Source organism: Pseudomonas sp. KD5, assembly GCF_012932895.1.
Classification (GTDB): domain Bacteria; phylum Pseudomonadota; class Gammaproteobacteria; order Pseudomonadales; family Pseudomonadaceae; genus Aquipseudomonas.
This window is the reverse complement of the sequence record NZ_JDWJ01000007.1, coordinates 151685-173883: the sequence shown is the minus strand read 5'-3', so window position 1 is coordinate 173883 and position 22199 is coordinate 151685. Positions and strand designations below refer to the sequence as shown.

Below are 22199 nucleotides of genomic sequence, written 5' to 3'. Positions count from 1 at the left end.
TTGGAGGAATTTTTACATTCGGTGTGGGGTATTTCTTATCTATGATTGGGCTTGTTGACGATTTATCGAATCGATCAATTCAAGATCATATTAATTTCAGGTTTTTCTATGCATAGCGAGCTGGATGGCTACGACCGCAAGATTCTCGCGTTGCTGCAAGAGGACGCTTCGCTCTCCAGCGCGCAGATCGCCGAACAGGTGGGACTCTCGCAGTCGCCCTGCTGGCGGCGGATTCAGCGGATGAAGGAGGAGGGGATCATTCGCGGTCAGGTGACGTTGCTTGACCGCAAGAAAATCGGCCTCAACACGCAAATCTTCGCCGAGATCAAACTCAACGCCCACGGGCGCTCGAACTTCACTGAGTTCACCGAAGCGATTCGCGGTTTTCCCGAAGTGCTGGAATGTTATGTGCTGATGGGATCGGTGGATTTCTTGTTGCGGATCGTCACGGCAGACATTGAGGCTTATGAGCGTTTCTTCTTCGAGAAACTGTCGATGGTGCCGGGGATACAGGAGGTCAACTCGATCGTGGCGTTGTCGGAAATCAAATCCACGACGAGTTTGCCGGTGTTGCGTTGATGATGTTCGAGGGCCTTTGTGGCGAGGGAGCTTGCTCCCGCTGGAGTGCGAAGCGCTCCTAATCCGGCCATTGCGGTATGCCAGACAAACCGCGATGCCCGGATTACGACTGCTTCGCAGCCGAACGGGAGCAAGCTCCCTCGCCACAGGTGTTGGGTGTTACATGCGCAATAGCATTTTCCAGGCACGATTCTGATACACCGCAATCGCCTGCTGCTTACGCGCATCCAGCGACTCATCGGTGATCGGCTCGTTAGCCAGCAGGGCAAGCTGTTTCAACTCACCGTACAAGCGATCCATTTCCGGGATGTCCAGCACGCTACGGGCGTGGTGCAGCCAGGCCTGGATACGCTCGATGCGCGGCAGTTGTTCGGCCAGGTCTTCCGGCTGTTGCTGGTAACGCTGCAGTTGCAGCGAGTTGGCTTCTTCGCCCAGAAGGCGTGGCAGCCAGCTGCCCAGTTGCGCGGCGCCCTGGCGATTGCCACGGGTGTTGCGATCGGCAGCCCAGGTACAGGCCAGCAACCAGCGCGAAGTGTTCAGCGAGAACAGGCCCCAGCGCGGATCTTCCAGCTCTTCGAGGAACTGCTCCGGCGCGGCTTTGCGCACGTCTTCGTCGTCCAGGCCGGCCTGTACCAGCGGGCGCCAGTCTTCCAGCAAGGCATCCAGCGCGACCCGCAGATCGTGAGTCGACTGACGCGGCGCGGCTTGACCGAGGCTACTGATCAGCGCGCGCATTTCAGCGAGGTTTTCGACCCAGTCCTGCAGCAGGCGCCAGTGGCCATTAAAGCGATATTGCTCGGCCAGGCGCTGGCTGCTGCCAAGCAAATGCCAGCACAAGGCGGCGAACGCATCGTCCAGTGGCATTTCGGCGGTGATCTGCGGCGCCGGCAAGCTCAGCGAGTAGCTGTTGGCGTCGAACAGGCGATAACCGCGTTCGGCCTTGCTGATGTCGCATGGCATCAGCGGCAGGGTCGCGGCCAGTTCGGCGGCCAGTTCCAGCAGCGCGGCCGGCTCGCCTTCGCGCAGTTCCAGTTCCAGCTCGCAGATTTCTTCTTTCTGCTTGCCGACCACCACGTGGCCCAGGTCCAGCGCGGCTTCGATGACCACTTTGGTCTTGCCACGGCCCCAGGCGATTTCCGCGCGTTCACGCACGAAATCGGTGGTGAAGATGGCTTTCAGGGTTTTCTTGTCCAGTTCGGCCAACTGCTCGGGCCAGCATTCGCCGTCGAGCTTCTTCACGTCGAGTTTGGCTTTGGGCAGGTGCCAGTCGTACTCGTGACGTTCGGACAGACCGGCGACGCTCTGGCCACGGGTCTTGAGGGTCTGAATCACTTCTTCGCCATCGCGGCGCAGGCGCAGGGCAACCTTGGCGCGGGCCAGGTCGCGCTCGGGCGTGTCGAAGTACTGGTTCATCAACTCACGGCGTTCCCAGCCACTTTTGTTGCGTTTCTTCAGTAACGGGTGCTCGCGCAGGGCGGCGAGGGTTTCGCGGCTGACGCGGAGTTTGATTTCGGTTTCTTTCTGCATGGCCGGAAAATCCAGGATCGGGAGCGCAGCCGGGGAAATGTGTGGCTGCCAAGGTCGTGCAGTGTACAGGACTCAAGGGTTGTAGGGTCTGTTGACGCTTGGTGACGGCCGCGACGGTTTATTCCTGTCGCCGGATGGCTCTATGATGGACTTCAATTCGGGAGTTGGGAGTCAGCGATGCCTTTACCGTCCATGAAAGATCAGTTCGCTGCGCTGATCGCCGCGCCGTCCGTCAGCTGTACCCAACCGAATCTGGATCAAACCAATCGGCCGGTCATCGACTTGTTGGCGACATGGCTCGGAGAGCTGGGTTTTGCCTGCGACATCCAGCAGGTCAGCCCCGGCAAGTTCAACCTGCTGGCCAGTTTCGGTTCCGGTCCCGGCGGCCTGGTGCTGGCCGGTCACAGCGATACGGTGCCGTACGACGCGGCGCTGTGGCAGACCGATCCGCTGAAACTGACGGAAGTGGACGGCCGTTGGGTGGGCCTGGGCAGTTGCGACATGAAGGGCTTTTTTGCCCTGGCCATCGAAGCCGTCAAACCCTTGCTCGAGCAACCATTCAAGCAACCCTTGCTGATTCTTGCGACCTGCGATGAAGAAAGCTCGATGTCCGGTGCGCGTGCCTTGGCCGAAGCCGGGCGACCACTAGGTCGTGCGGCGGTGATTGGCGAGCCGACGGGGTTGAAACCGATCCGTCTGCACAAAGGCGTGATGATGGAGCGCATCGACATCCTCGGTCAGAGCGGTCACTCCTCGGACCCGAGCCTGGGCCATAGCGCCCTCGAAGCCATGCACGATGCCATCGGCGAACTGCGCGGCTTGCGTCTGGCATGGCAGCGGGAATTTCGTAATCCGCAGTTCAGCGTGCCGCAGCCGACGATGAATTTCGGCTGCATTCACGGTGGCGATAACCCCAACCGCATCTGCGGCCAGTGCTCGCTGGAATTTGACTTGCGTCCGCTGCCGGGCATGGACCCCAGTGCCCTGCGCGCGGCGATTTTGCAGAAGCTCAACCCTATTGCCGCACGGCACCAGGTGAAGATCGATTACGCGCCATTATTCCCCGAAGTGCCGCCATTCGAGCAGGCCGAGGACTCGGAATTGGTGAAGGTCGCCGAAAAGCTCACCGGCCATCGCGCCGAAGCAGTGGCGTTCGGCACAGAAGCGCCTTATCTTCAGCGCCTTGGCTGTGAAACACTGGTCTTGGGCCCCGGCGATATCGCCTGCGCCCACCAACCGGGGGAATACCTCGAAATGTCACGTTTGCAGCCTACCGTGCATCTATTACGTCAACTGATCGAACATTACTGCCTGACGCCGGCGTCGCTCGTATAAATTGCCAGTGTCACTACCCGTACTTATGAGGAGAGCGCGCGTGTCGCCAAGCCTGTTCCGACGATAACCATCAGCCCGCTGTGCGTTTACTGCGTTACTCTTTTTTCGGCTGCTATTTATTACAGGCCCAGGTTCATGCCCGAATACGTCAATTGGCTTCGTCACGCTTCGCCTTACATCAACGCCCACCGCGATTGCACCTTCGTCGTCATGCTGCCCGGCGACGGTGTGGAGCACCCGAACTTCGGCAATATCGTCCACGACCTGGTGCTGCTGCACAGCCTGGGCGTGCGACTGGTGCTGGTTCACGGTTCGCGTCCACAAATTGAAACCCGCCTCGCTGCTCGCGGCCTGACCCCGCACTACCACCACGGCATGCGCATCACCGATGCGGCGACGCTGGAGTGCGTGATCGATGCGGTCGGCCAACTGCGCATCGCCATCGAAGCGCGGTTGTCCATGGACATGGCCTCGTCGCCGATGCAGGGCTCGCGCCTGCGGGTGGCCAGCGGCAATCTGGTCACTGCGCGGCCGATCGGCGTGCTCGAAGGTGTCGATTATCACCACACCGGCGAAGTGCGCCGGGTCGACCGCAAGGGCATCAATCGCCTGTTGGACGAACGCTCCATCGTGCTGTTGTCGCCGTTGGGTTACTCGCCGACCGGCGAGATCTTCAACCTCGCCTGCGAAGACGTCGCGACCCGCGCGGCCATCGACCTGGGCGCAGACAAGTTGCTGCTATTCGGCGCCGAGCTCGGTCTGCTGGATGAACATGGTCGCCTGGTTCGCGAGTTGCGTCCGCAACAAGTGCCGGCGCACCTGCAACGCCTGGGCAGCAACTATCAGGCTGAGCTGCTGGACGCAGCTGCTGAGGCATGCCGGGGCGGTGTGGCGCGCAGCCATATCGTCAGCTACGCCGAAGACGGCGCGCTGCTGACCGAACTGTTCACCCGTGACGGTGGCGGTACGCTGGTGGCCCAGGAGCAATTCGAGGTGGTACGCGAGGCGGCCATCGAGGACGTCGGCGGTTTGCTCGACTTGATCAGCCCGCTGGAAGAGCAGGGGATTCTGGTACGCCGTTCCCGCGAGGTGCTGGAGCGCGAGATCGAGCAGTTCAGTGTGGTCGAGCGTGAAGGCATGATCATCGCCTGCGCGGCGCTGTATCAGATTGCCGATTCGGATGCGGGGGAGCTGGCGTGCCTGGCGGTGAACCCGGAGTACCGCCATGGCGGTCGCGGCGATGAATTGCTGGAACGCATCGAAACCCGCGCCCGTGCGCAGGGGTTGAAAACCTTGTTCGTGCTCACCACCCGGACCGCCCACTGGTTCCGTGAGCGGGGTTTCGTGCCGAGCAGCGTCGATCGCCTGCCGTCGGCGCGGGCGTCGCTGTACAACTATCAGCGTAATTCGAAGATCTTCGAAAAAGCCCTCTGACTGAGTGATGATCGTTCCCACGCGTGGGAACGATCATCACTCAGTGACGTATTTGGCGCTGACCTACGGCGAATAATCCGGCAGCACCGTTTCTACCTTCCCTTGCTCCCGCAAGAACTTCGCCATCTCTCCAATCGTCTTCGTCGTGCCGCCAACGCACCGCGGTCTGCTGCGCGGCGCTGACCACTTACGAACCGCGATCGAAACGACGCCAATCGACTTTATGGCCTATGGTTTCTCGAATTGCCGTCCCGCCCGAGCCGAAAGAAAAATAATAGCGATACACAAACTGTAACAAATTGACTAGATAGTGCGCGTTTAGCCATGATGGCGTCGCCTTTTCGATAGGGATTGACGCGTACGGGATGTGCCAAAGCCAATGGGAATAAAAAAAGGCTGGTAAATACCTTTAGGAATTAGCTTTTGGGCCAATGCCGTTATGTCCGGTTCGATGAGCCACCGGCAGGGACTCAATATTCGACGTTAGACCTTGGTCGTAGACATACATGGTTACGATTGACTTGGTAGTCACGGTCTGGCGCTAATCGCGCATCTGTGGATCCAGGGCTTTCGACCCAAGACCAAAGAACACAAAAATTAGAAAACGAGAGGAGCGAAACATGAATAAGTCCACCTTAGCCCTGGCTGTGGCCGTGGGGGTTTTGGCGCAGCAGGCAGGCGCAGCGGGTTTCCTGGAAGACAGCAAGGCTTCCGTCAGTTCCCGGACCATGTATTTCAATAACGACAACCGGGAAGGCGGCGCGGATCAGAGAGAGACCGCTGAAGGCCTCAAGTTCGATTACCTGTCCGGTTTCACCCAAGGTACTGTCGGCTTCGGTATCGACGCCCAGGCCTTGGTCGGTATCCATCTGGACGGTGGCAAGGGTCACCACCCAGCCAACAACACGTTCTTCCCAAGCGATACCGATGGCTCGGCCGTGAACGAGTGGAGCCGCGCGGCGGCTAACGTCAAGGCACGTTTCTCGAAGACCGAGGCCCACCTGGGTGGCGCTCTGCAGCCTAACCTGCCGATTCTGGTAGCGAATGACAGCCGCCTGCTGCCACAGACCTTTGAGGGTGGCACCATCACCTCGAAGGAAATCGACAACGTGACCTTCAACGCAGGTCAGTTGGAACACTCGGCGGGTCGCGCCTCGTCAAACGCTACTGGCCTGGCTGTGGCTGGCGGTACTCAGGACAGCAACCAGTTCCGTTATGCCGGTGCAGACTGGAAGGTCACCAAAGACCTCACCCTGCAGTACTACCACTCGAACCTGAAAGATTACTACAAGCAGGACTTCCTCGGCCTGGTCCACGTCTTTCCGATCGATGCCAACCAGTCCTTCAAGACCGATCTGCGCTATTTCGACAGCAGCTCAGACGGTAAGAACGGTGATGCCGGTTATCATTTCAACAACAATAACGGTTATGCCAGCAAGCCGAACGAGGTCGATAACAAGACCTGGAGCGCCATGTTCACCTACACCCTGGGTGGCAACGCCTTCCTGGTCGGTCACCAGCGCGTCAGCGATGACGGCGGTTTCGTTTACCTGAACCAGGGCAGCGTGGTTGATGGCAATGGTCGTTTGGAAGGGAACGGTGGTGCCAGCTTCTACCTGTTCACCGACTCCATGATCAACGGCTTCGTTCGTGCCGGTGAAAACACCACCTTCGGTCAGTACTCCTATGACTTCGCTGCGCTGGGTGTGCCGGGCTTGAAAACCTCGATTGCCTATCTGCATGGCGATGACATCAAAGCAACGAATGGCCGTGGTCCTGATGGGTCCGAGTGGGAACGCGACATGCGGATTGACTACACAATCCAACAGGGCAGCTTCAAAGGTTTCGGCGTGACGTTGCGTAATGGCGTCTACCGTGGCAGTGAAGTCACCAACAACCCTGATGTTGACCAGACCCGTCTGATCTTCAACTACACCTACAGCTTCCTGTAATAACCCTCAAAAAAAAGCCCCGCCTGTTGGCGGGGCTTTTTTTTTGCGTATTTTTTGATATTCCAAAAAAATAGCTTCAATTGGTTATTTATTCTTTTTTGTTTTTTGCCCAAGTCTATAAAATGAATCCATCAGGTACTCATTGGCAGCAACACGAGTATCGGATTCAGCACCCCCCGACTTTGAAGATCAAGGAATTGGTTCATGAGCCGATACCTTGAGTCCCGGCATGGATATATATGCCTAAATGGCATTAAAAAATACCGCGGTAAATCTTTTGGTTTGTCATGTCGGCAAAAACAAGGGGGGCTGACCACCCGGCGCTCATTGCGCATCTTTGGATCCGGGCACTCGACCAGGACCAGGAACCCAGAATTAGAAATGAGAGGAGCGAAACAATGAACAAGTCCACCTTGGCCCTGGCTGTGGCCGTAGGGGTTTTGGCGCAGCAGGCAGGCGCCGCCGGTTTCATCGAAGACAGCAAGGCTACATTGGGGCTGCGCAACTTCTACATCAACACTGATAACCGTGATTCGGCAGCTAGAACTGCTTCCAATGTTCAGAGCAAAAACGAAGAGTGGGGCCAAGGCTTCGATCTGCGTTTCACCTCGGGCTACACCCAAGGCACCGTTGGTTTTGGTATTGATGCCATCGGCCTGCTGGGCGTCCGTCTGGATTCGGGTGGCGGCACCAACGGCGCAACTCCTACCTCTTACGGCGGCACTGTTTTCCCAAGTGAGTCCAACGGCAAAGCGGTTGATAACTTCTCCAGCCTGGGCCTGACTGCCAAAGCCAAGATCTCCCAGACCGAACTGAAGTTGGGCACCCTGCAGCCAAAACTGCCGGTGATCGTGACCAACGACGGTCGTCTGCTGCCGCAAACCTTCCAGGGCGGTCAGATCACCTCGAACGAAATCAAAGACCTGACACTGGTCGGCGGTCAGATCGAGCACGCCAAGGGTCGTAACTCCAGCAACAACGAAGAGTTGTCGATCGCTGGGGCGAACGCCCACACTGCTGCCGGTCGTGACAGCAACAAGTTCATCTACGGTGGCGGTGACTACAAAATCACCAAAGACCTGACTGCCCAGTACTACTACGGCAACCTGGAAGACTTCTACAAGCAACACTTCCTGGGCCTGGTTCACAACTGGTCGATTGGTCCTGGTGTGTTGAAGTCTGACTTGCGTTACTTCAACAGCTCCGATGACGGTGCCAACGGTCACGACTCGGCTTATTTCAGCTCCGGCAACTATCAGGGCTTCCGTGCCGGTCGCGGTAAAGTCGACAACAACCTGTATAGCGGCCTGTTCCTGTACTCCGTTGCCGGTCACACCTTTGGCGGCGGTTATCAGGTCAGCAATGGCAGCAGCGACTTCCCTTGGTTGAACCAGGGTGACGGCTCGTCGGCCTACATAATTACCGACAGCCAGATCGCCAAGTTCGCCCGTGCCGGCGAACGTACCTGGCAAGCTCGCTACTCGTATGACTTCGCCAAGGTTGGCCTGCCAGGCGCTACTGCCGGCATCGTTTACCTGCGTGGTGACAACATCGACACTATCGCCAACACCGCTGCTCACCCGGTATCCGGTAGTGGCCGTTCCGAGTGGGAACGCGATCTGACCCTGGCGTACGTAGTACAAGAAGGTCCGTTGAAAAACCTGGGCCTCACCTGGAAAAACGCCATGTGGCGCAACGACGTTCCGGGTCAGCGCGACCAGGACGAAAACCGTCTGATCGTCAGCTACTCGATCCCGCTGTTGTAATAGCGCTCGCGTAACCGACAAAAAAAAGCCCCGCCCGGCATCACGCCGGGCGGGGCTTTTGCGTTTTCAAGGCGGGCTCACCCCCGTAAACCCGCCTTGAAGTTCCCTTTTTGCAACAACTCAAGGCCTTCTCGAACCTTGGGATCGATGTTCGTCCCGATGGCGGATCAGGTCCAGTGAACAGATCTTTAATATTTCTTTATGATCTAAATAAATTGATATTTATTCTTTTTAATTAAAATGGAACGCAGGCACAGTTGAGCTCAACAAGCACTCACCAGGAGCAGCACCATGAGCCTCAGACTTGGCGATATCGCCCCCGATTTCGAACAGGATTCCAGCGCCGGCACCCTCCGTTTCCACGAATGGCTAGGCGATAGCTGGGGCGTGCTGTTTTCCCATCCGGCAGACTTTACGCCGGTGTGCACCACCGAGCTGGGCTTCACTGCCAGGCTCAAGGATGAATTCGCCCAGCGCGGTGTCAAAGCCATTGCCCTGTCCGTGGACCCGGTGGATTCGCATCACAAGTGGATCGAGGACATCAACGAAACCCAGAACGCCATCGTCAACTTCCCGATCCTCGCCGATGCGGACCGTAAAGTGTCCGACCTGTACGACCTGATCCATCCGAATGCCAACGACACCTTGACCGTGCGCTCGTTGTTCGTGATCGATCCGAACAAGAAGATCCGGCTGACCATCACTTACCCGGCGAGTACCGGCCGTAACTTCAATGAGATTCTGCGGGTAATCGATTCGCTGCAGCTCACCGACAACTACAAGGTGGCCACCCCGGCCAATTGGCAGGACGGTGATGAGGTGGTGATCGTGCCGTCGCTCAAGGACGAAGATGAAATCCAGCGACGTTTTCCCAAGGGTTACCGTGCGGTGAAACCGTACCTGCGGCTGACGCCGCAGCCGAATCGCTGAACCTTTGTAGGAGCGAGGCTTGCCCGCGAAGCGAACGCCTCGGTCTTTCTAGCGTCAGGGATGACGCCTTCGCGGGCAAGTCGGATCGCCGCACCGCTCGCTCCTACAAGGGCTGTGTAGATTTACAAAGCAGGGGATTTTCAGGCCGTTTCGACGGCCTGTTTTTTGTCTGGAAAAAGACAAACAGTATATTCATTTAAGCTATAACTAAATGAATAAATATGATTTATGGATATATAAATCACCTGTTAAGGTCATTTCATCGATGCGAGATCGCAAGCTGCGAATCGCCAACACCGCTCAAGGAATTGTCTGAATGCTGGTCGTCTCACTCGGTGGCAGCCCCAGCCTACGCTCCCGTTCCGGGGTGTTGCTGGAGCGCTCCAAACGCTGGTTGCAAGAGCAAGGTGTGGAAGTGGTGAGTTACCAGGTACGGGACTTCCCGGCTGAAGATTTACTGCATGCCCGTTTCGACAGCCCGAAGGTGATCGATCTGTTGCAACAGATTGATAACGCCGACGGCCTGCTCATCGCCACACCGGTTTACAAAGCCTCGTTCTCCGGCGCGTTGAAAACCGTACTGGATTTGCTGCCCGAGCGCGCTCTGGCCCACAAAGTGGTTCTGCCAATGGCGACCGGCGGCAGCATCGCCCACATGTTGGCGGTGGATTACGCGCTCAAGCCAGTGCTGTCGGCGTTGAAGGCCCAGGAAATGCTCCACGGGATTTTCGCCGTAGACAGTCAGATCGCTTACGGCGAAGGCAGCACCCAGGCGCAGTTGGCTCCCGAGCTTGCACAACGACTGAATGAATCGCTGGAGCTGTTCTACAGCGCCATGGCTCGCCGGCCCAAGCCGCTCGATCCGAACCTGTTGAACGAACGTTTGTTGAGTGCTCGCTGGAGCATTTAAGCCAGCCCTCAAGCAACATCTGAATTTGAAGTACTCACCTTACTGGCCCGCTAACGGGCAAGCAGGTGCAGCCAAAACCCAACTGCAAAAAGGAGAGCGCCATGCGCCCTGTCATTTTGCGTCGTGGTCTGGTCGCTCTGTTTGCTGCGGCTGTGTCCTTCGGCGTCATTACTCAAGCCCAAGCCGAGACTTTGCGAATCGGCTATCAGAAATACGGCACCCTGGTGCTGCTCAAAGCCAAAGGCACTCTGGAAAAACGCCTCGCCGCCCAAGGCGTGGACGTGCAATGGACGGAATTCCCCGGCGGCCCGCAACTGCTTGAAGGCCTGAACGTCGGCTCCATCGACTTCGGCGTCACCGGCGAAACGCCTCCGGTTTTCGCTCAGGCCGCGGGCGCCGATCTGCTCTACGTCGCTTATGAACCGCCAGCGCCCCACAGCGAAGCGATCCTGGTGCCGAAGGGCTCGCCGATCAAATCGGTGCAGGAGCTCAAGGGCAAGAAAGTCGTGCTCAACAAAGGCTCGAACGTGCACTACCTGCTGGTGCGTGCGCTGGAAGACGCCGGCCTCAAATACACCGATATCCAGACCGTGTTCCTGCCGCCCGCCGATGCCCGCGCCGCATTCGAGCGCGGCAGCGTCGATGCCTGGGTGATCTGGGACCCGTACCAGGCTGCCGCCGAACAGCAACTGCAAGCGCGCACCTTGCGCGATGGTAAAGGCATCGTCGACAACCATCAGTTCTATCTGGCGACCAAGCCTTATGCGCAGAAAAATCCTCAAGTGATCAAAACCCTGGTGGAAGAAGTGCGCGCGGTCGGTGAATGGTCCCGGGCCAATCCCGAGGACGTAACCAGACAGGTTTCGCCACTGCTCGGCCTGCCGGCGGACATCACCCTGACTTCGGTGAAGCGCCAGGGCTACGGCGCGCTGTTCCTGACCCCTGAGGTGGTCGCCGCCCAACAGAAAATCGCCGACAGCTTCTACCAACTCAAGCTGATTCCCAAGCCCTTGAGTATCAAGGACGTGATCTGGACGCCACCGGCAGCCGTCGCCAAAGCGCCGTAATCCGATTCCCCAAGGAGACTACTCCATGAGCCTCAATATCTTCTGGTTCCTGCCTACCCACGGCGACGGCCATTACCTTGGCACCGCCGAAGGCGCTCGCGCCGTCGACCACGGTTACTTGCAACAAGTCGCGCAAGCGGCGGATCGTCTGGGTTTCGGCGGGGTGCTGATTCCCACCGGTCGCTCCTGCGAAGATTCGTGGCTGGTGGCTGCCTCGCTGATCCCGGTGACCCAGCGTTTGAAATTCCTCGTCGCCCTGCGCCCCGGGATCATTTCCCCGACGGTGGCGGCGCGTCAGGCCGCGACCCTGGATCGTCTGTCCGGCGGCCGTGCGCTGTTCAACCTGGTCACCGGTGGCGATCCGGAAGAACTGGCCGGCGACGGTCTGTTCCTCAGTCACGAAGAGCGCTATCAGGCCTCGGTGGAATTCACCCGCATCTGGCGCCGGGTCCTGGAAGGCGAAACCGTCGATTACGACGGTCAGCACATCAGCGTGAAGGGCGCCAAGTTGCTCTATCCGCCGATCCAGCAACCGCGTCCGCCGCTGTATTTCGGCGGCTCGTCGGAAGCGGCGCAGGATCTGGCGGCGGAGCAGGTCGAAATGGTCCTGACCTGGGGTGAGCCACCGGCCGCCGTTGCCGAGAAAATCGCACAGGTTCGCGCCAAAGCCGCGAAGCTCGGGCGCACCGTGCGTTTCGGTATTCGCCTGCATGTGATCGTTCGCGAAACCAACGCCGAGGCGTGGCAAGCGGCGGATCGACTGATCTCTCATCTGGACGATGACACCATTGCCCGCGCCCAGGCTTCTCTGGCGCGTTTCGATTCGGTCGGCCAGCAACGCATGGCCGCTTTGCATGGCGGCAGTCGCGACAACCTGCAAGTCAGTCCCAACCTCTGGGCCGGTGTCGGTCTGGTGCGCGGCGGAGCCGGTACGGCGCTGGTCGGCGATGGTCCGACCGTGGCCGCTCGGGTGAAGGAATACGCCGATCTGGGCATCGATACGTTCATCTTCTCCGGTTATCCACACCTGGAAGAATCCTATCGGGTGGCCGAGTTGCTGTTCCCGTACCTGGACATCGAGCGCCCGGAACTGCCGAAAAGCGCCGGTTACGTCAGCCCGTTCGGCGAGATGGTGGCCAACGACATTCTTCCCAAAGCCGCGTCCCAGAGCTGAGGCGTGGCCATGAAGAAAACTATCCACAGCCTCGCACCCTGGGTGTTGCCGATTCTGTTGCTGGCGGTATGGCAGTTGTCGGTGTCGGAGGGCTGGTTGTCGACGCGGATTCTGCCGGCGCCCATCGCGGTGATTGAAGCCGGTGTGAGCCTGTTCCGCAGCGGTGAAATCTGGACTCACCTGGCTATCAGCGGCTGGCGCGCGGCGCTCGGGTTCGCCATTGGTGGCGGCATTGGCCTGGCGCTGGGCTTTATCACCGGCCTGTCGAAGTGGGGCGAGCGCCTGCTCGACAGTTCGGTGCAGATGATCCGCAACGTTCCGCACCTGGCGCTGATTCCGCTGGTGATCCTGTGGTTCGGCATCGATGAGTCGGCGAAGATTTTCCTGGTGGCGTTGGGCACGTTGTTCCCGATCTACCTCAACACTTATCACGGCATCCGCAACGTCGATCCGGCGCTGGTGGAAATGTCCCGCAGTTATGGCCTGTCCGGTTTCAGCCTGTTCCGTCAGGTGATCCTGCCGGGTGCGCTGCCTTCGATTCTGGTCGGCGTGCGTTTTGCCCTGGGCTTCATGTGGCTGACCCTGATCGTCGCCGAAACCATCTCCGCCAACGCCGGCATCGGTTACCTGGCAATGAATGCCCGGGAGTTCTTGCAGACCGACGTAGTGGTGCTGGCGATTCTGTTGTATGCCGTGCTCGGCAAACTCGCTGATCTCGCGGCCCGTGGACTTGAACGCGTGTGGCTGCGCTGGCATCCGGCCTATCAGGTTGCCAAGGGAGGTGCCGCATGACGGCTCAACAACCTCCACGCCTGCTGCGCGGAATTCCGCTGGCAGTGCGCAGGCTGCAAAAGTCCTTCGGTTCGCGGCAAGTGCTGCGAGAGATCGACCTGCATATTCCTGCCGGGCAGTTTGTGGCGGTGGTCGGGCGCAGCGGTTGTGGCAAAAGCACCTTGTTGCGCTTGCTCGCCGGTCTCGACAAGCCTACGGCTGGCGAGTTGTTTGCTGGCTCAGCGCCGCTGAGTGCCGCCCGGGAAGACACCCGGCTGATGTTCCAGGAAGCGCGGTTGCTGCCGTGGAAAAAGGTCATCGACAACGTCGGTCTCGGGCTCAAGGGCAACTGGCGGCCGCAAGCGCTGGACGCGTTGGAGTCGGTCGGCCTGGCGGACCGCGCCCACGAATGGCCGGCGGCGCTGTCCGGTGGCCAGAAGCAACGCGTGGCCCTGGCCCGCGCGCTGATCCATCAACCGCGCCTGCTGTTGCTCGACGAACCGCTGGGCGCACTGGATGCCCTGACCCGTATTGAAATGCAGCAACTGATTGAACGGCTCTGGCAGAAGCACGGTTTCACCGTGTTGCTGGTAACCCACGACGTCAGTGAGGCGGTGGCGATTGCCGATCGGGTGATTCTGATTGAAGAGGGCGAAGTCGGTCTCGACCTGGCAGTGGAATTGCCGCGCCCTCGGGTTCGCGGCTCCCATCGGCTGGCGGCGCTGGAAACCGAAGTGCTTAACCGCGTGCTGTCGGTACCCGGCCAACCGCCGGAACCGGAACCTGTTTCACCATTGCCCACGCAATTGCGCTGGGCTCAATAACGTAAAAACTCATCCAACGACAGGAATCAACATCATGACTATCAAAGCCATCAACGTTCGTAACCAGTTCAAAGGCTCGATCAAGGAAATCGTGCTCGGCGACGTCCTCTCGGAAATCGACGTGCAGACTGCCTCCGGCATCGTCACTTCGGTGATTACCACTCGTTCGGTGAAAGAGCTGGAACTGGTGGTCGGCAGCGAAGTGATCGCGTTTGTGAAATCCACCGAGGTGTCGATCGCCAAGTTGTAAGTGCGTGCGCCAACAACAACCCCGGAGGGTGTGAGCCCTTCGGGGTTTTTTATGCGCGTGAATCAGTGAGCTCGGTGAAGATCAAATGTGGGAGCGGGCTTGCTCGCGAAAGGGCCAGTGAATACAGCAAAAAAATCAGACTGGAACAGCACGCTTGGGCAAATACGGCGGCAAATACAGCCCGAGGTAGGCATCAAACACCCGCATCCCTTCTTCAGCCATGCGCGGCGTGATCTGCCCATGTTGCTGCACCGAGCGCGCATACACTCGATCTCCCAGCTCCATGGCCAGGGCAAACACATCGACATCTGTCGGCAGCTTCGGCAGCTCGAAGTGATGGTCGAACAGTTTGTGCATCAGGTCGCCGAGTTCGATGTCGTGCTGGCGGTCAGCCTGGGTGACTTCGGTCAGGCCGTGCTGGGCGAGGATCAACTGGCGGGCAGCGGCGTCTTCGTCGTAGATGTCGAGCATGCGTTGTTCCACCAGTCGCGACAAATCGCGCCAGCCGTTGAGGGCGTGGTGGTCGATGGGCGCTTGCAGGCAAGCACGGAACGCGGCGTGGACGTCGGCGGTCAGGGCTTCGAGCAGGGCCGGGACGCTGGCGAAAAAGTGGTAGACGGAGGAGGGCGGGATCTCTGCGCGTTCAGCGACGCTGTAGATCGACAGACTGGCCACGCCCTCGGCGGCCAGCAGCGTGCGGGCGGCATCGAGTATCGAATCGATCCGGGCCTGGCTGCGTGCGCGGGGTTTGCGTGGGGTGGCGAGTCGGGTCATTGAAGTCTCCTGCAGGGCAGCGGGCATTGTACGCAGAGCGCAGAGATGATCCATACCCCGTGGTGAGGGGGCTTGCCCCCGTTGGAGTGCGCAGCAGTCCCCAATCCAGCTAACGCGGTATCCCTGATACAACGAGATTGCCTGTTCTGGGGCTGCTACGCAGCCCAACGGGGGCAAGCCCCCTCGCCACAATGTTTAGTGGTTGGCCATAAAAAAAACGCCGCAGGCTGTAAAGCCGGCGGCGTTGTTTTTACGGCAACCGTTTACACGGTATGCAGGTACCAGTTGTATTCGAGGTCGGAGATGGAGTGTTCGAACTCCTCCAGCTCGCTCTCTTTACAGGCGACGAAGATATCGATGTATTTCGGATCGATGTACTTGGCCATGACTTCGCTGTCGTCCAGCTCGCGCAGTGCATCACGCAGGTTGTTCGGCAGGCTTTGCTCGTTCTGCTCGTAGCTGTTGCCTTCCACGGGCGCGCCCGGCTCGATCTTGTTGACCAGGCCGTGGTGCACGCCGGCCAGGACCGAGGCCATCAGCAGGTACGGGTTGGCATCGGCACCCGCCACACGGTGTTCGATGCGCACGGCATCGGAGGAGCCGGTCGGTACGCGGATCGCCACGGTGCGGTTGTCCAGACCCCAGCACGGCGAGTTCGGCACATAGAACTGTGCGCCGAAACGACGGTAGGAGTTGACGTTCGGGCAGAGGAAAGCCATCTGCGCAGGCAGGGTCTCGAGCACACCGCCGATCGCGTGACGCAGTGCGGCGTTCTGCTCGGGATCCTCGCTGGCAAAAATGTTTTTGCCATCTTTATCAAGAATCGAGATGTGGACGTGCAGACCATTACCCGCCTGGCCTGGATAAGGCTTGGCCATGAAGGTGGTGTCCATCTCATGGTCGTAGGCGATGTTTTTGATCAGACGCTTGAGCAGGACCGCGTAGTCGCAGGCCTTGATCGGGTCGGCCACGTGGTGCAGGTTCACTTCGAACTGCGCCGGGGCACTTTCCTTGACGATCGCATCGGCAGGGATGCCTTGCTCTTTCGCACCTTCCAGAATGTCCTGGAGGCAGTCGACGTATTCGTCGAGGTCGTCGATCAGGTAGACCTGGGTCGAATGCGGGCGTTTGCCGGAGATCGGCGAGCGCGGCGGTTGCGGGCGACCGTTCACGTTTTCCTGGTCGATCAGGTAGAACTCCAGTTCGAACGCGGCGCAGATTGTCAGGCCCATCTCATCGAACTTGGTCACTACTTGACGCAGGACTTCGCGCGGGTCGGCGAAGAAAGGTTCACCTTCGAGTTCGTGCATGGTCATCAGCAGTTGCGCAGTCGGGCGCTTCTGCCAGGGCTCATTGCACAGGGTGTCGGGGATTGGATAGCAGATTCGGTCAGCATCGCCGATGTCCAGGCCCAGGCCGGTGCTTTCCACCGTCGAGCCATTGATATCCAGAGCAAATAGAGAGGCCGGCAGGTTGATGCCTTTCTCGTAAACCTTGTGGAGGCTGGTGCGTTCGATGCGCTTGCCGCGCACCACACCATTCATATCCGCAATCAGAAGGTCAACGTACAGAACCTCAGGATGTTCCTTAAGGAACGCGTTCGCTTCGTTAAGCTGAACGGCACGCGGGGGTACCGACATGATGCAACACCTTTGTTGTTAAAAATATCAATCATTGATCTTTTCAGATTCCAGTCAACCCGAACGGCATGCCGAAGTCAAGCGAGGCCTTTTTTGCCCTAAAAAAGCGCTCGCAAGGCTTTTTTGAGGCACTTTGGGGCGTATTTTTGTCTTCTGACGTCTTGGCGCCCGCGGGCTTGAGCGGGCCGTGTTGTATTTTTTACGGGGGTGTTGTGTAAAAAAATGAACAAGGCTAAGCTCGATTTAAACCCATAACAGCAATAATACCGGGGTGCTTCATGTCTCGCCTGCCGTTAATCGGCGTCACCGCCTGCTCAAAGCAGATCGGTCTGCATGCTTATCACATCAGTGGCGACAAATACGTACGCGCCGTGGCTTCAGCTGCCAAAGGCCTGCCGTTGATTCTTCCATCCCTGGCAGATCAACTGGCGCCGTCCGATATTCTGGACGCTCTGGACGGCATTCTTTTTACAGGCTCTCCTTCTAATATAGAACCGTTTCACTACAACGGCCCGGCCAGCGCGCCAGGCACTGCTCATGATTCTGCACGCGATGCCACCACTCTCCCGCTGATCCGCGCCGCTGTCGAGGCTGGCGTTCCCGTGCTCGGTATCTGCCGCGGCTTCCAGGAAATGAATGTGGCGTTCGGTGGCAGCCTGCATCAGAAGGTCCACGAGGCCGGTCCCTTCATGGATCACCGTGAAGACGACAGCTTGTCGCTCGAAGGGCAGTACGCCCCCAGTCACCCGGTGCACGTCCAACCGGGTGGTGTACTTGCGGGGCTGGGCCTGTCGAGCGAGATTCAAGTCAACTCGATTCATGGTCAGGGCGTCGAGCGGCTGGCGCCGGGCCTTCGTGTGGAAGCTGTGGCGCCCGATGGGCTGATCGAAGCGGTCTCTGTGATCGAAGGCAAGGCTTTTGCTTTAGGCGTGCAATGGCATCCCGAATGGCAGGTAAGCTTGAATCCTGACTACCTTGCGATTTTCCAGGCATTTGGCGATGCCTGCCGCAAGCGCGCACTACAACGCGACGCCGATGCGTCAAACAACGCCTGACTTATAAAAGTCAGGAAACTCAAGCCTAAGAGGCATTTATGAGTAACAACCTCGACCAGCTCACCGATTGGTTGAAAGACCACAAGATCACAGAAGTCGAATGCATGATTGGCGACCTGACCGGCATCACCCGGGGCAAGATCTCGCCGACCAATAAGTTCATCGCCGAAAAAGGCATGCGCCTGCCCGAAAGCGTTCTGTTACAGACCGTGACCGGCGACTATGTCGAAGACGACATCTATTACGAACTGCTCGACCCGGCCGACATCGACATGATCTGCCGTCCCGACCAGAACGCCGTGTTCCTGGTGCCCTGGGCCATCGAGCCCACCGCCATCGTGATCCACGACACCTACGACAAGCAGGGCAACCCGATCGAGCTGTCGCCGCGCAACGTGCTCAAGAAGGTACTGAAACTCTACGCCGACCACGGCTGGCAGCCGATCGTGGCGCCGGAAATGGAGTTCTACCTCACCAAGCGCAGCGATGACCCGGACTACCCGTTGCAACCGCCGATTGGCCGTTCCGGTCGTCCGGAAACCGGTCGCCAGTCGTTCTCCATTGAAGCGGCGAACGAATTCGACCCATTGTTCGAAGACGTCTACGACTGGTGCGAATTGCAGGAGCTGGACCTCGACACGTTGATCCACGAGGACGGCACCGCGCAGATGGAAATCAACTTCCGTCACGGCGATGCCCTGTCCCTGGCCGACCAGATTCTGGTGTTCAAACGCACCATGCGAGAAGCCGCACTCAAGCACAACGTGGCGGCGACCTTCATGGCCAAGCCCATGACCGGCGAGCCGGGCAGTGCCATGCATTTGCACCAGAGCATCATCGACATCGAGACCGGCAAAAACGTCTTCTCCAATGAAGACGGGACCATGAGCCAGCTGTTCCTCCATCACATCGGCGGTTTGCAGAAATTCATCCCTGAGTTGCTGCCGCTGTTCGCGCCCAACGTCAATTCGTTCCGCCGCTTCCTGCCGGATACCTCGGCACCGGTGAACGTGGAGTGGGGCGAAGAGAACCGCACCGTGGGCCTGCGGGTGCCGGATGCCGGGCCGCAGAACCGTCGGGTGGAAAACCGTCTGCCGGGTGCCGACGCCAACCCTTACCTGGCCATCGCCGCCAGCCTGTTGTGCGGCCTGATCGGCATGCTCGAAGGGCATAACCCGAGTGCCCCGGTGGTAGGGCGTGGTTACGAGCGGCGCAATCTGCGCCTGCCATTAACCATCGAAGACGCGCTGGATCGCATGGAAAACAGCAAGACCATCGAAAAGTATCTGGGCAAGAAATTCATCACAGGCTACGTCGCGGTCAAGCGGGCCGAGCATGAAAACTTCAAGCGCGTGATCAGTTCGTGGGAGCGGGAGTTCCTGCTCTTCGCCGTCTGATGCGCCGGGCGCGACAAGGGGCGTGATTGCCCTCTGACGTCGCGCCGTCACTGCAATCCAAGGAGAATTCGCATGACCAGCAACAACCCGCAAACCCGTGCATGGCAAACCCTGAGCAATGATCACCACCTGGCCCCGTTCAGCGACTTCAAGCAGCTGAAAGAGAAAGGCCCGCGGATCATCACCAATGCCAAGGGTGTTTACCTCTGGGACAGCGAAGGCAACAAGATCCTCGACGGCATGGCCGGTCTGTGGTGCGTCGCGATCGGCTATGGTCGCGATGAACTGGCCGATGCCGCCGCCAAGCAAATGCGCGAACTGCCTTATTACAACCTGTTCTTCCAGACCGCTCACCCGCCGGTGCTGGAGCTGGCCAAGGTCATCGCTGAAATCGCGCCTGAAGGCATGAATCATGTGTTCTTCACCGGTTCCGGTTCCGAAGGCAACGACACCATGCTGCGGATGGTTCGCCACTACTGGGCGATCAAGGGCCAGCCGAAGAAGAAAGTCATCATCAGTCGCAAGAACGGCTATCACGGCTCTACCGTGGCCGGTGCGAGCCTGGGTGGCATGACCTATATGCACGAGCAAGGCGACTTGCCGATCCCGGGCATCGTCCACATCGCCCAACCGTATTGGTTCGGTGAAGGCGGTGACATGACGCCACAAGAGTTCGGTATCTGGGCGGCCAATCAGCTGGAAGAGAAGATTCTGGAAATCGGCGTCGACAACGTCGGTGCCTTTATTGCCGAGCCGATCCAGGGCGCCGGCGGCGTGATCATTCCGCCAGACAGCTACTGGCCGCGCATCAAGGAAATCCTCGCCAAGTACGACATCCTGTTCGTGGCCGACGAGGTGATCTGCGGTTTCGGTCGTACCGGTGAGTGGTTCGGTACCGATTTCTACGACCTCAAGCCCCACATGATGACCATCGCCAAAGGTCTGACGTCCGGCTACATCCCGATGGGTGGCCTGATCGTGCATGACGATGTGGTCGAGGTGCTCAACGAAGGTGGTGATTTCAACCACGGTTTCACCTATTCCGGGCACCCGGTGGCCGCGGCGGTGGCGCTGGAAAACATCCGCATCCTGCGCGATGAGAAAATTGTCGAGCATGTGCGAGCAGAGACGGCACCTTATTTGCAGAAGCGTCTACGGGAACTGAACGATCACCCGTTGGTGGGGGAAGTGCGTGGGGTCGGTCTGTTGGGGGCTATCGAGCTGGTTCAGGACAAGGCCACTCGCAAGCGTTACGAAGGCAAGGGCGTCGGCATGATCTGCCGGCAGTTCTGCTTCGACAACGGCCTGATCATGCGCGCGGTCGGCGACACCATGATCATTGCTCCGCCACTGGTGATTACACCGGCTGAAATCGACGAGTTGGTGACCAAGGCGCGCAAGTGCCTGGACCTGACCCTGAGTGCGTTGCAGGGCTAAGTGCTAGGCTCTGAGCGAGGTGCAATGTCTGCACTTCGCTCAGTGCAAACAAAGGATGGGGCTTTCCTTGAAAGCCTGCCTTGGATCTTGCCAGACTAACGGTTGTTCGGATGCCCTGTAACAGGCTGCTGAGCACGTGGTTAAAAAGAAAAACTGGAGCATTACCCATGAAGGCATTAGGTATGAAGATAACTGGCAAGACCCTCCTCGCCATGTCCCTGATGGGCGTGATGGCGGGCGCCGTTCAGGCCGACGATAAAGTGCTGCACGTGTACAACTGGTCCGATTACATCGCACCGGACACCATCGCGAACTTCGAAAAAGAGTCCGGGATCAAGGTGGTGTACGACGTATTCGACAGCAACGAAACCCTGGAAGCCAAGTTGCTGGCAGGCAAGTCCGGTTACGACGTTGTCGTACCGTCGAACAACTTCCTCGCCAAGCAAATCAAGGCCGGTGTTTACCGGGAGCTGGACAAGTCCAAGCTGTCCAACTACGGCAACCTGAACAAATCACTGCTTAAAGCGGTTTCCGTCAGTGACCCGGACAACAAACACGCCTTCCCTTACATGTGGGGCTCGATCGGGATCGGTTACAACCCTGAGAAAGTCAAGGCAGCACTGGGCGTCGACACGATCGATTCCTGGGACACCCTGCTCAAGCCTGAAAACATTGCCAAGCTCAAGGGCTGCGGTGTGAGCTTCCTGGATTCGCCTACCGAAATGCTGCCGGTCGCCCTGCATTACCTGGGTCTGCCAACCGACAGCCAGAAGAAAGAAGACATCAAGAAAGCCGAGGAGCTGTTCCTCAAGATTCGTCCTTCGATCACCTACTTCCACTCCTCGAAGTACATCTCGGACCTGGCCAACGGCAACATCTGCGTAGCCGTCGGCTATTCGGGTGACGTCCAGCAAGCCAAGTCCCGTGCTGCCGAAGCCGGTGACAAGGTGAAAGTCAGCTACGCCATTCCAAAAGAAGGCGCTGGCAGCTTCTACGACATGGTCGCAATCCCCAAGGATGCGGAAAACGTCGAGGGGGCCTACAAGTTCATGAACTACCTGCTGCAACCGAAAGTAATGGCTGACATCACCAACGCTGTGCGTTTCCCTAACGGTAATGCTGAAGCCACCCAGTATGTGAGCAAGGACATCACTTCGGATCCGGGCATCTATCCGACTCCTGAAGTACAGGCCAAGCTGTATGCGATCGCTGATTTGCCAGCCGCAACCCAGCGCGAACTGACCCGCAGCTGGACCAAGATCAAATCCGGTAAATAAGTAATAAACCCTGTAGCAGCTGCCGAAGGCTGCGTTGAGGTCCGAAGGACCTCCGCTTTTCGACAGCACAACTGCTTCGCAGTTGAATGCAGCTTGCGGC

19 protein-coding genes are annotated in these 22199 nt (G+C 58.7%); 16 read left to right on the top strand and 3 right to left on the bottom strand.

The window, feature by feature from the left end; genetic code table 11:
• Window positions 1–108 precede the first annotated feature (108 nt).
• A complete protein-coding gene (locus tag AF70_RS17105; RefSeq protein ID WP_018927598.1) occupies window positions 109–579 on the top strand; it encodes an Lrp/AsnC family transcriptional regulator in 471 nt (156 codons plus the stop codon).
• A gap of 159 nt (window positions 580–738) precedes the next feature.
• On the opposite strand, the gene AF70_RS17100 is transcribed toward AF70_RS17105, so the two are convergent.
• Window positions 739–2106: an inorganic triphosphatase gene (locus tag AF70_RS17100; RefSeq protein ID WP_028939115.1), complete on the bottom strand. Its 1368-nt coding sequence runs from the start codon at window positions 2104–2106 to the stop codon at window positions 739–741.
• Window positions 2107–2283: 177 nt separating this feature from the next.
• Here AF70_RS17100 and argE point away from each other — a divergent pair, with 177 nt between their 5' ends.
• From argE to AF70_RS17045, 11 genes are all read left to right on the top strand, one after another.
• Window positions 2284–3441 carry an acetylornithine deacetylase gene (argE, locus tag AF70_RS17095; RefSeq protein ID WP_028939114.1) on the top strand — a complete coding sequence of 386 codons (1158 nt, stop codon included), beginning with the start codon at window positions 2284–2286 and terminating at the stop codon, window positions 3439–3441.
• Window positions 3442–3576: 135 nt separating this feature from the next.
• Window positions 3577–4875, top strand: a complete 1299-nt coding sequence (gene argA / locus AF70_RS17090; protein WP_028939113.1) for an amino-acid N-acetyltransferase — start codon at window positions 3577–3579, stop codon at window positions 4873–4875.
• A 620-nt stretch (window positions 4876–5495) separates the two neighbouring features.
• Window positions 5496–6827, top strand: coding sequence for an OprD family porin (locus AF70_RS17085; RefSeq protein WP_019580551.1), 1332 nt, complete (start codon window positions 5496–5498; stop codon window positions 6825–6827).
• A gap of 398 nt (window positions 6828–7225) precedes the next feature.
• A complete protein-coding gene (locus AF70_RS17080; protein ID WP_019580552.1) occupies window positions 7226–8593 on the top strand; it encodes an OprD family porin in 1368 nt (455 codons plus the stop codon).
• A gap of 291 nt (window positions 8594–8884) precedes the next feature.
• Window positions 8885–9523 (top strand): peroxiredoxin, encoded by a 639-nt coding sequence (locus tag AF70_RS17075; protein ID WP_018928623.1) that lies wholly within the window; start codon window positions 8885–8887, stop codon window positions 9521–9523.
• A 316-nt stretch (window positions 9524–9839) separates the two neighbouring features.
• Entirely contained in the window at window positions 9840–10433 is a 594-nt protein-coding gene (gene ssuE, locus AF70_RS17070; protein ID WP_019580553.1) for an NADPH-dependent FMN reductase, read from the top strand.
• A 101-nt stretch (window positions 10434–10534) separates the two neighbouring features.
• Complete coding sequence (locus AF70_RS17065; RefSeq protein ID WP_018928625.1) at window positions 10535–11500, top strand: sulfonate ABC transporter substrate-binding protein; 966 nt, start codon at window positions 10535–10537, stop codon at window positions 11498–11500.
• A gap of 25 nt (window positions 11501–11525) precedes the next feature.
• Complete coding sequence (gene ssuD, locus AF70_RS17060) at window positions 11526–12674, top strand: FMNH2-dependent alkanesulfonate monooxygenase (protein WP_019580554.1); 1149 nt, start codon at window positions 11526–11528, stop codon at window positions 12672–12674.
• Between the two features lie 9 nt (window positions 12675–12683).
• On the top strand, window positions 12684–13466 hold the full coding sequence (gene ssuC, locus AF70_RS17055; RefSeq protein WP_019580555.1) for an aliphatic sulfonate ABC transporter permease SsuC: 783 nt from the start codon (window positions 12684–12686) through the stop codon (window positions 13464–13466).
• A complete protein-coding gene (gene ssuB, locus AF70_RS17050; RefSeq protein ID WP_019580556.1) occupies window positions 13463–14269 on the top strand; it encodes an aliphatic sulfonates ABC transporter ATP-binding protein in 807 nt (268 codons plus the stop codon). The genes ssuC and ssuB overlap by 4 nt, the downstream gene beginning before the upstream one ends.
• 34 nt (window positions 14270–14303) lie before the next feature.
• Window positions 14304–14519 (top strand): molybdopterin-binding protein, encoded by a 216-nt coding sequence (locus tag AF70_RS17045; protein WP_003229256.1) that lies wholly within the window; start codon window positions 14304–14306, stop codon window positions 14517–14519.
• A 135-nt stretch (window positions 14520–14654) separates the two neighbouring features.
• Here AF70_RS17045 and AF70_RS17040 read toward each other — a convergent pair whose 3' ends face one another.
• Together AF70_RS17040 and AF70_RS17035 are read right to left on the bottom strand one after the other, a co-directional pair.
• Window positions 14655–15293 (bottom strand): TetR/AcrR family transcriptional regulator, encoded by a 639-nt coding sequence (locus AF70_RS17040; protein WP_019580557.1) that lies wholly within the window; start codon window positions 15291–15293, stop codon window positions 14655–14657.
• A gap of 263 nt (window positions 15294–15556) precedes the next feature.
• The gene (locus AF70_RS17035) at window positions 15557–16933 is read right to left on the bottom strand and encodes a glutamine synthetase family protein (protein WP_018928630.1); all 1377 of its coding nucleotides are present in this window, start codon (window positions 16931–16933) and stop codon (window positions 15557–15559) included.
• Between the two features lie 278 nt (window positions 16934–17211).
• Here AF70_RS17035 and AF70_RS17030 point away from each other — a divergent pair, with 278 nt between their 5' ends.
• The 4 genes from AF70_RS17030 to AF70_RS17015 all read left to right on the top strand — a co-directional run bounded on the left by AF70_RS17030 (window position 17212) and on the right by AF70_RS17015 (window position 22099).
• A complete protein-coding gene (locus AF70_RS17030) occupies window positions 17212–17988 on the top strand; it encodes a gamma-glutamyl-gamma-aminobutyrate hydrolase family protein (RefSeq protein WP_019580558.1) in 777 nt (258 codons plus the stop codon).
• Between the two features lie 38 nt (window positions 17989–18026).
• Window positions 18027–19385 carry a glutamine synthetase family protein gene (locus AF70_RS17025; protein WP_019580559.1) on the top strand — a complete coding sequence of 453 codons (1359 nt, stop codon included), beginning with the start codon at window positions 18027–18029 and terminating at the stop codon, window positions 19383–19385.
• A 72-nt stretch (window positions 19386–19457) separates the two neighbouring features.
• Window positions 19458–20822 carry an aspartate aminotransferase family protein gene (locus tag AF70_RS17020; RefSeq protein ID WP_018928633.1) on the top strand — a complete coding sequence of 455 codons (1365 nt, stop codon included), beginning with the start codon at window positions 19458–19460 and terminating at the stop codon, window positions 20820–20822.
• A gap of 182 nt (window positions 20823–21004) precedes the next feature.
• Complete coding sequence (locus AF70_RS17015; RefSeq protein ID WP_018928634.1) at window positions 21005–22099, top strand: polyamine ABC transporter substrate-binding protein; 1095 nt, start codon at window positions 21005–21007, stop codon at window positions 22097–22099.
• Window positions 22100–22199 lie beyond the last annotated feature (100 nt).